Here is an 8,302-nt window from a genome sequence, read left to right as displayed (position 1 = left end):
GGCGGACTCCACTCGAACAAAAGTCGATAAATGACAAAGGCTGATACATTAATGATTGTTGGCGCACGTCGATAAGACCCTGCATGAAGGGTGACGCACGAACCGCTGTCTGCGGTTTTCACGGGATCTTTCAAACGATCGCGACTTCACGCGCCCTGAAAGATTTCGTGTTCATGCCTGACCAGGATCGTTTGAAACGATCAGGACCGCGGATCATAGCCTAAACTGAGCAAGAGATCTTCTGTTTCTCACAGATTCTTCCCGATTTATCCACAGGACTTTCCAGGAATGGATAAGTGTAATCGATCCCGGGGAACTCCTGTACGCTTTCGCGCGCATATTGAAAAAATTAATATGTAAAAGTGACCAGATACCTAAAAGATCGCATAAAGATCCAGGGCGATCCTTGCGCTTTACCTGGCAGCCCGTATAATTCTCCCTCCGTCGCGTAATGCCCGTCATCTGGCGTCAACGTTGCTTATTTTCCGCACAAAAAGGCGTGGAAAATCGCGGGAAAATAAGGAAAGAGAATTGACTCCGGAGTGTACAATTATTACAATCCGGCCTCTTTAATCACCCACACTGTGGCGTAAGTCGTTCAAAGTTTGTTCGGGCATACGCAAAAGTCAGTGAATTTATTCAAGTTTAGGTAGAAATCGCCATGAAACGCACTTTTCAACCGTCTGTACTGAAGCGCAACCGTTCTCACGGCTTCCGTGCTCGTATGGCTACTAAAAATGGTCGTCAGGTTCTGGCACGTCGTCGTGCTAAAGGCCGCGCTCGTCTGACCGTTTCCAAGTAATAAAGCTAACCCCTGAGTGGTTAAGCTCGCATTTCCCAGGGAGTTACGTTTGTTAACTCCCGCTCATTTCACATTCGTCTTCCAGCAACCTCAACGGGCTGGCACGCCGCAAATCACCATCCTCGGCCGCCTGAATTCGCTGGGGCATCCCCGCATCGGTCTTACCGTCGCCAAGAAAAACGTTCGACGCGCGCATGAACGCAACCGGATTAAACGTCTGACGCGTGAAAGCTTCCGTCTGCGCCAGCATGAACTTCCTGCAATGGATTTCGTGGTGGTGGCGAAAAAAGGGGTTGCCGACCTCGATAACCGTGCTCTCTCGGAAGCGTTGGAAAAATTATGGCGCCGCCACTGTCGCCTGGCTCGCGGGTCCTGATAGCCCTTATTCGGGTCTATCAACGCCTGATCAGTCCGCTGCTTGGGCCGCATTGTCGTTTCACGCCAACGTGCTCAAGCTACGGAATTGAGGCATTGCGCAGGTTTGGAGTGATAAAAGGCAGTTGGTTGACGGTGAAACGCGTATTAAAATGCCACCCTTTACACCCTGGTGGTGACGATCCCGTCCCGCCCGGACCATTTGATACCAGAGAACACTAACGATGGATTCGCAACGCAATCTTTTAGTCATCGCTTTGCTGTTCGTGTCTTTCATGATCTGGCAAGCCTGGGAGCAGGATAAAAATCCGCAACCTCAGACTCAACAGACCACGCAGACAACGACCACCGCAGCGGGTAGCGCCGCCGACCAGGGCGTACCAGCCAGTGGCCAGGGGAAACTGATTACGGTGAAAACCGATGTGCTTGATTTGACTATCAACACCCGTGGTGGTGATGTCGAGCAGGCCTTGCTCCCGGCTTACCCGAAAGAACTGGGTTCCAGCGAACCGTTCCAACTGCTGGAAACCACCCCGCAGTTTATCTATCAGGCGCAAAGCGGCCTGACAGGGCGCGACGGCCCGGATAACCCGGCTAACGGCCCGCGTCCGCTGTATAACGTCGAGAAAGATGCGTTTGTACTGGCCGACGGTCAGAACGAACTGCAGGTTCCGATGACTTATACTGACGCCGCAGGCAACACGTTTACCAAAACGTTTGTCTTTAAGCGTGGCGATTATGCGGTTAATGTGAACTATAGCGTGCAGAACACCGGCGAAAAACCGCTGGAAGTCTCCACCTTTGGTCAGTTAAAACAATCCGTCAACCTACCGCCTCATCGCGACACCGGCAGCAGCAACTTTGCGCTGCATACCTTCCGCGGCGCAGCGTACTCCACGCCAGATGAGAAGTATGAGAAATACAAATTCGACACCATTGCCGATAACGAAAACCTCAACGTCAGCTCCAAAGGCGGTTGGGTGGCAATGTTGCAGCAGTATTTCGCTACCGCATGGATTCCGCGTAACGACGGCACCAACAATTTCTACACCGCCAATCTGGGCAACGGTATTGTCGCTATCGGCTATAAAGCGCAGCCGGTACTGGTACAGCCAGGTCAGACTGGCGCGATGACCAGCACCCTGTGGGTCGGCCCGGAAATTCAGGATAAAATGGCGGCTGTTGCACCGCACCTGGATTTGACCGTGGACTACGGCTGGTTGTGGTTCATCTCTCAGCCACTGTTCAAGTTGCTGAAGTGGATCCACAGCTTCGTGGGCAACTGGGGCTTCTCCATTATCATCATTACCTTTATCGTTCGCGGTATCATGTACCCGCTAACCAAAGCGCAGTACACGTCAATGGCGAAGATGCGTATGCTGCAGCCAAAAATTCAGGCGATGCGCGAACGTCTTGGCGATGATAAACAGCGCCAAAGCCAGGAGATGATGGCCCTGTACAAAGCGGAGAAGGTTAACCCGCTGGGCGGCTGCTTCCCGCTGATCATCCAGATGCCTATCTTCCTGGCGTTGTACTACATGCTGATGGGTTCCATTGAATTGCGTCATGCGCCGTTCGCACTGTGGATTCATGACCTGTCTGCACAGGACCCGTACTACATTCTGCCGATCCTGATGGGCGTAACGATGTTCTTCATTCAGAAGATGTCGCCGACCACCGTGACCGACCCGATGCAGCAGAAGATCATGACCTTTATGCCGGTCATCTTTACGGTGTTCTTCCTGTGGTTCCCGTCAGGTCTGGTGCTCTACTATATCGTCAGCAACCTGGTAACCATCATTCAGCAGCAGTTGATTTACCGTGGTCTGGAAAAACGTGGCCTGCATAGCCGCGAGAAGAAAAACTCCTGACCGTAAGGCCGGATAAGGCGTTTATGCCGACGTCCGGCTAATCTAACGGATGGTCAGTCAAGCCCTGAAAAAAACCGCAATGCGTAGCGTTGCGGTTTTTTTACCACTCGTAATATGGCCATCTTCTTCATTTCAGCCTGGCAGAACAAATATTATTCTGACGCGCTAATATTTTCACCCATACGCGAAATTTAAATGAGCCAAAATAAGTATAGTTAATTGCTCGGTTGATTCCTGGCTATTAAAAAGACTTAATGCCTTGTTGTTAGAGCACGGTGTTAAAACCCGCATACATCTATTGCATGATAAAATCAGATGGCTCGCTCATCAATTTTATTGAATCCCTTACTAAAGAACACACTATGCTACTCCATTTCTCAGGCAATTTCATTTCGTCCCCAAACATCTTTCCGAAAATTTGATTCGAAACGATGCTAACCATATCGGTGGTTATTGTTTTTTTGACCTCGCCGTCAGTAGAGGTTTGATTAATAAAACTGCCCCAGACTTTATCTTTATTTAACAATGTTAACACACAATGCTTTATTGAACTTTGTGCACAGGAACTATTTAACCGTAGGTCACACACACCTAAGTTATTTTTTACATGTTCAAAAACCCCCTCTTTTACTTGTTTTGATAATTTCACCTATTTCTCGCCAGAATGAATATCTATTGCTTTATTCACCATTGCCGAGATATAGGTTTCTTTTTCTTCATTTTGCCACAACCTGAAATTATCACCTTTTTGTACTGAGGTAATGAAGTTCAACACGCTCTGGTAAAACTCATTGAAATCTAAGTTAAATTCACCTATTCCATACGATGCTAAATAACAACCATCTTTTAACCATAATATACTATCAGAGCTTGATTGAGATTCACTTTCTTGAAAGATTATGGATAAATTTGGTGTGCTTGTTTCGCATTCCTGTTGAGAATGCGGCATTTGGCTGGTGTTAAAAATAAATGTTTTCCCAAGTATAGTATAATTACACAATCCTTCACTCATTTCTATATACAGAAAAACATCCCCATAGTTATCTTTAAGATACAAACTCCCCGTAGAAGACTCTTCAGCAAAATCATGAATAAATCTTTCCTGATATCCTGGTGAAGCTAGCTCTTTTAACCTAAAGAAACAAGATGTAATGTCTGTATCCTTTAAATCTGGTGTGGGGTTACATAATTTATGTAAACAATTTAAAGCTTCTCTTTGCCCTGTATCAAAGAAAAAATCTTTTATGCACTCCCATATAGTCATATGTGGGAGCTCATCGGAAGAGAACATTTTATTTATTGTTTCGCTGCTGATAGTAGCAGTAAAATATGAATGACCAACAGAAATCCCCATATGTCCGTCCTGTGAGTTCATAAAAAAACAAATATTATTATATTTGCTATTCCGCCTGATGGTGATAAGCTTTTTACCTTATTTGTAGGCCTGTCGGCTCCCGGAAACAGACATAGTCTGGTAAAAAAGGAACGGCTGACGACCGCCTTTTTATTCGTATTTTACGAGACATATCATGAGCCATAACGACACTATTGTCGCCCAGGCTACCCCACCGGGACGCGGTGGCGTCGGTATCCTGCGTATTTCCGGTTTGAATGCTAAAGAGGTCGCTCAGGCGGTACTGGGCAAACTGCCCAAACCACGCTACGCTGATTACCTGCCATTCAAAGATGCCGACGGCGCCACGCTGGATCAGGGCATCGCGCTGTGGTTCCCCGGCCCGAACTCCTTTACCGGCGAAGATGTGCTGGAGCTACAAGGGCATGGCGGTCCGGTGATCCTCGATCTGCTGTTAAAACGCATTCTGACGATTCCAGGCGTGCGAATTGCCCGACCAGGCGAGTTCTCAGAGAGAGCGTTCCTTAACGATAAGCTCGATTTAGCCCAGGCGGAAGCCATTGCCGACCTGATCGATGCCAGTTCCGAACAGGCGGCGCGTTCGGCGCTGAACTCGTTACAGGGAGCATTTTCCGCCCGCGTTAACCACCTTGTGGAAGCACTTACTCACCTGCGAATCTACGTCGAAGCGGCTATCGATTTTCCGGATGAGGAGATCGACTTTCTTTCTGACGGCAAAATCGAAACGCAGCTCAATGGCGTCATCGCCGATCTTGACGCCGTGCGCGCCGAAGCGCGCCAGGGCAGCCTGCTGCGCGAAGGGATGAAGGTGGTGATTGCCGGACGCCCGAATGCCGGAAAATCAAGCCTGCTAAATGCGCTGGCGGGCCGTGAAGCGGCGATTGTTACCGATATCGCAGGTACCACGCGTGACGTGCTGCGCGAGCATATCCATATCGATGGAATGCCACTGCATATCATCGATACCGCCGGTCTACGCGATGCCAGCGACGAAGTAGAGCGTATCGGTATCGAACGCGCCTGGCAGGAGATTGAACAGGCCGATCGCGTGCTGTTTATGGTGGATGGCACCACGACGGACGCCGTTGACCCTGCCGACATCTGGCCGGACTTTATCGCCCGTCTGCCCAAAAATCTACCGATTACCGTGGTCCGTAACAAGGCGGATATCACCGGCGAGACGCTGGGTATTAGCGAAGTAAATACTTACACACTTGTTCGCCTCTCGGCACGTACCGGCGAAGGCGTCGACGTGTTACGCAATCATCTCAAGCAGAGTATGGGGTTTGATACCAATATGGAAGGCGGCTTTCTGGCCCGCCGCCGTCACCTACAGGCGCTGGCGGAAGCCGCTGAACATCTTGAACAGGGCAAAGCGCAGCTATTAGGCGCATGGGCGGGAGAACTGCTGGCGGAAGAGTTACGCCTGGCGCAGCAAAGCTTAAGCGAGATTACTGGCGAGTTTACCTCCGACGATCTGCTGGGACGAATTTTCTCCAGCTTTTGTATTGGTAAATAACATTGATCGTGCCGGATGGCGGCTGACGCCTTATCCGGCCTACGTAAATGCCGGGGTGATATCTCATTGCCTCACAGGAAATTGCTGTTGTCCAAATGGCAACTCGTCTCGCGCAACGCCGCCCCGTATCCTTAGCACCACACTTTTCGTGAGGCCGCTATGAAACGTTTTCTACTGTGTAGTTTTGCCCTGGTTTTACTCTATCCTGCCGGTATTGATATGTATCTGGTCGGTTTACCGCGTATAGCCGCCGATCTGAACGCTAGCGAGGCGCAGTTGCATATCGCCTTCTCCGTTTACCTGGCCGGAATGGCGACGGCTATGCTGTTTGCCGGGAAGATAGCCGACCAGTCAGGTCGCAAGCCGGTCGCTATCGTCGGCGCGATCGTCTTCATGATGGCCTCACTGCTTTGTTCATGGGCGTCGGAAGGTTCGCTGTTTCTGAGTGGGCGTTTTCTTCAGGGGGTGGGAGCAGGCGGCTGCTACGTGGTGGCGTTCGCCATTCTGCGCGACACGCTCGACGAGCGTCGCCGGGCGAAAGTGCTGTCGTTATTGAATGGGATTACCTGCATTGTGCCGGTACTCGCCCCGGTGATGGGGCATTTGATTATGCTTCGTTTCCCCTGGCAAAGTCTGTTCTATACGATGTCCGCGATGGGCATTATTGTGGGCCTGTTATCACTGTTTATCCTACGCGAGACGCGCCCGGCAAGGCTGGCTCCACGCGATTTATCACGATCGTCGCACGCCGCCGAGTCGCTGATTAACCGTTTTTTTCTGAGTCGACTGGCGATCACCTCCCTTAGCGTGTCAGTGATCCTGACCTTCGTCAATGCCTCTCCGGTGCTGCTGATGGAGGTGATGGGATTTAGCCGTGGCGACTATGCCGTTACAATGGCGCTCACGGCAGGCGTCAGCATGGTTGTCTCTTTTTCTACCCCTTTTGCGCTAGGGTTATTTAAGCCGCGAACCTTAATGCTCGTCTCACAGGGGCTGTTTTTGACGGCTGGCGTGACGTTAAGCCTTGCTCATACCAATACCGTCACGCTCTTTGGCCTGACGCTTATCTGCGCCGGATTCTCGGTCGGTTTTGGCGTCGCGATGAGCCAGGCGCTGGGGCCGTTTTCGCTGCGCGCCGGTGTGGCCAGTTCCACGTTGGGTATCGCGCAGGTTTGCGGTTCATCACTGTGGATTTGGCTGGCGGCAATAGTCGGTATCAGCGCGCTGAATATGCTGATCGGGATTCTGATTGGCTGTAGCATAGTGAGTATTCTGCTGATACTCTCCGTCGCACCTAATAGGTCCGTATCCGAGCATGAAGAAATCCCTTACCAGTCTCGATCTTAATCTGCTGTTATGTCTACAGTTACTGATGCAGGAGCGCAGCGTCACTAAAACCGCAAAACGGATGAACGTAACGCCCTCTGCGGTCAGTAAATCGTTGGCGAAACTCCGGGCATGGTTTGACGATCCGCTGTTCGTCAATACGCCGCTGGGTCTGACGCCGACACCGCTGATGGTCAGTATGGAGCAAAGTCTGGCGGACTGGATGCAGATGGGTAATCAACTGCTTGATAAGCCGCATCATCAAACGCCGCGCGGTTTAAAATTTGAGTTGGCGGCAGAGTCGCCGCTGATGATGATTATGTTTAATTCGCTGTCGCAGCAGATTTATCAACGCTATCCACAGGCTACTATTAAGGTTCGCAACTGGGATTATGACTCGCTGGAGGCGATTACGCGTGGGGAAGTCGATATCGGATTTACCGGACGCGAAAGCCATCCCCGCTCGCGAGAATTGCTCAGTCTGTTGCCGCTCGCGATCGATTTTGAGGTGCTGTTTAGCGATTTGCCGTGGGTCTGGCTGCGGGAGGATCATCCGGCGTTGCGCGAAGCGTGGGATCTGGACACTTTTCTGCGCTACCCGCATATCAGTATTTGCTGGGAGCAAAGCGATACCTGGGCGCTGGATGATGTCCTGCAAGAAATGGGGCGCAAACGCCATATCGCGTTGAGCCTGCCGGGGTTCGAGCAGTCGCTCTTTATGGCCGCCCAGCCGGATCACACCCTGATAGCAACCGCGCCGCGCTATTGTCAGCACTACAATCAACTCCACCAGCTACCGTTAGTGGCGCGCCCCCTGCCTTTTGATGCGCAACGGCGGGAAAAACTCATGGTACCGTTTACCCTGTTATGGCACAAACGTAACAGTCATAATCCTAAGATTGTTTGGCTACGACAGGCTATCAACGCGCTCTGCCGTCGCCTTATCTAACCACCTATGTTGATAAATTAACCTTCCTCTTATCAGAAATGTAACCGTCTGATTAAAGAACCTTCTGAAATTGAATTTTTAGCGC

7 protein-coding genes and 1 pseudogene are annotated in these 8,302 nt (G+C 50.7%); 7 read left to right on the top strand and 1 reads right to left on the bottom strand.

From position 1 onward, the window contains the following. The first annotated feature begins 661 nt into the window (after positions 1-661). The 4 genes from rpmH to yidC are packed head-to-tail and all read left to right on the top strand — an operon-like array spanning position 662 to position 3,048. Positions 662-802: a 50S ribosomal protein L34 gene (gene rpmH / locus ACE15A_RS23125; protein WP_000831330.1), complete on the top strand. Its 141-nt coding sequence runs from the start codon at positions 662-664 to the stop codon at positions 800-802. A 16-nt stretch (positions 803-818) separates the two neighbouring features. Further along, positions 819-1,178 (top strand): ribonuclease P protein component, encoded by a 360-nt coding sequence (gene rnpA / locus ACE15A_RS23120; protein WP_000239725.1) that lies wholly within the window; start codon positions 819-821, stop codon positions 1,176-1,178. After that, positions 1,142-1,399, top strand: coding sequence for a membrane protein insertion efficiency factor YidD (gene yidD, locus ACE15A_RS23115; RefSeq protein ID WP_001307474.1), 258 nt, complete (start codon positions 1,142-1,144; stop codon positions 1,397-1,399). Before rnpA ends, yidD begins: the two co-directional genes overlap by 37 nt. 2 nt (positions 1,400-1,401) lie before the next feature. Further along, complete coding sequence (gene yidC / locus ACE15A_RS23110) at positions 1,402-3,048, top strand: membrane protein insertase YidC (protein WP_023247200.1); 1,647 nt, start codon at positions 1,402-1,404, stop codon at positions 3,046-3,048. 295 nt (positions 3,049-3,343) lie between these two features. Here the strand turns inward: yidC and ACE15A_RS23105 are convergent. Further along, positions 3,344-4,402 (bottom strand): annotated as a pseudogene (locus ACE15A_RS23105) (hypothetical protein). Positions 4,403-4,577: 175 nt separating this feature from the next. On the opposite strand from ACE15A_RS23105, the gene mnmE reads away from it, so the two are divergent. The 3 genes from mnmE (at position 4,578) to yidZ (ending at position 8,217) form a co-directional block, all read left to right on the top strand. Further along, positions 4,578-5,942 carry a tRNA uridine-5-carboxymethylaminomethyl(34) synthesis GTPase MnmE gene (gene mnmE, locus ACE15A_RS23100; protein WP_053511050.1) on the top strand — a complete coding sequence of 455 codons (1,365 nt, stop codon included), beginning with the start codon at positions 4,578-4,580 and terminating at the stop codon, positions 5,940-5,942. Positions 5,943-6,101: 159 nt separating this feature from the next. Further along, positions 6,102-7,289 (top strand): MFS transporter, encoded by a 1,188-nt coding sequence (locus ACE15A_RS23095; protein WP_023247197.1) that lies wholly within the window; start codon positions 6,102-6,104, stop codon positions 7,287-7,289. Then, positions 7,258-8,217 carry an HTH-type transcriptional regulator YidZ gene (yidZ, locus tag ACE15A_RS23090; RefSeq protein ID WP_023247196.1) on the top strand — a complete coding sequence of 320 codons (960 nt, stop codon included), beginning with the start codon at positions 7,258-7,260 and terminating at the stop codon, positions 8,215-8,217. The genes ACE15A_RS23095 and yidZ overlap by 32 nt, the downstream gene beginning before the upstream one ends. Positions 8,218-8,302: the final 85 nt, after the last annotated feature.

Origin of the sequence: Salmonella sp. HY31, from assembly GCF_042604575.1 — a bacterium.
Taxonomy (GTDB): domain Bacteria; phylum Pseudomonadota; class Gammaproteobacteria; order Enterobacterales; family Enterobacteriaceae; genus Salmonella; species Salmonella diarizonae.
The sequence above is the reverse complement of the archived record's forward strand: the minus strand, read 5'-3'. Positions and strand labels throughout refer to the sequence as shown.

Coding starts and splice junctions, on each gene's coding strand:
- rpmH (WP_000831330.1), top strand. CDS start 662: ATGAAACGCACTTTTCAACCGTCTGTACTGAAGCGCAACCGTTCTCAC.
- yidD (WP_001307474.1), top strand. CDS start 1,142: ATGGCGCCGCCACTGTCGCCTGGCTCGCGGGTCCTGATAGCCCTTATT.
- yidC (WP_023247200.1), top strand. CDS start 1,402: ATGGATTCGCAACGCAATCTTTTAGTCATCGCTTTGCTGTTCGTGTCT.
- mnmE (WP_053511050.1), top strand. CDS start 4,578: ATGAGCCATAACGACACTATTGTCGCCCAGGCTACCCCACCGGGACGC.
- ACE15A_RS23095 (WP_023247197.1), top strand. CDS start 6,102: ATGAAACGTTTTCTACTGTGTAGTTTTGCCCTGGTTTTACTCTATCCT.
- yidZ (WP_023247196.1), top strand. CDS start 7,258: ATGAAGAAATCCCTTACCAGTCTCGATCTTAATCTGCTGTTATGTCTA.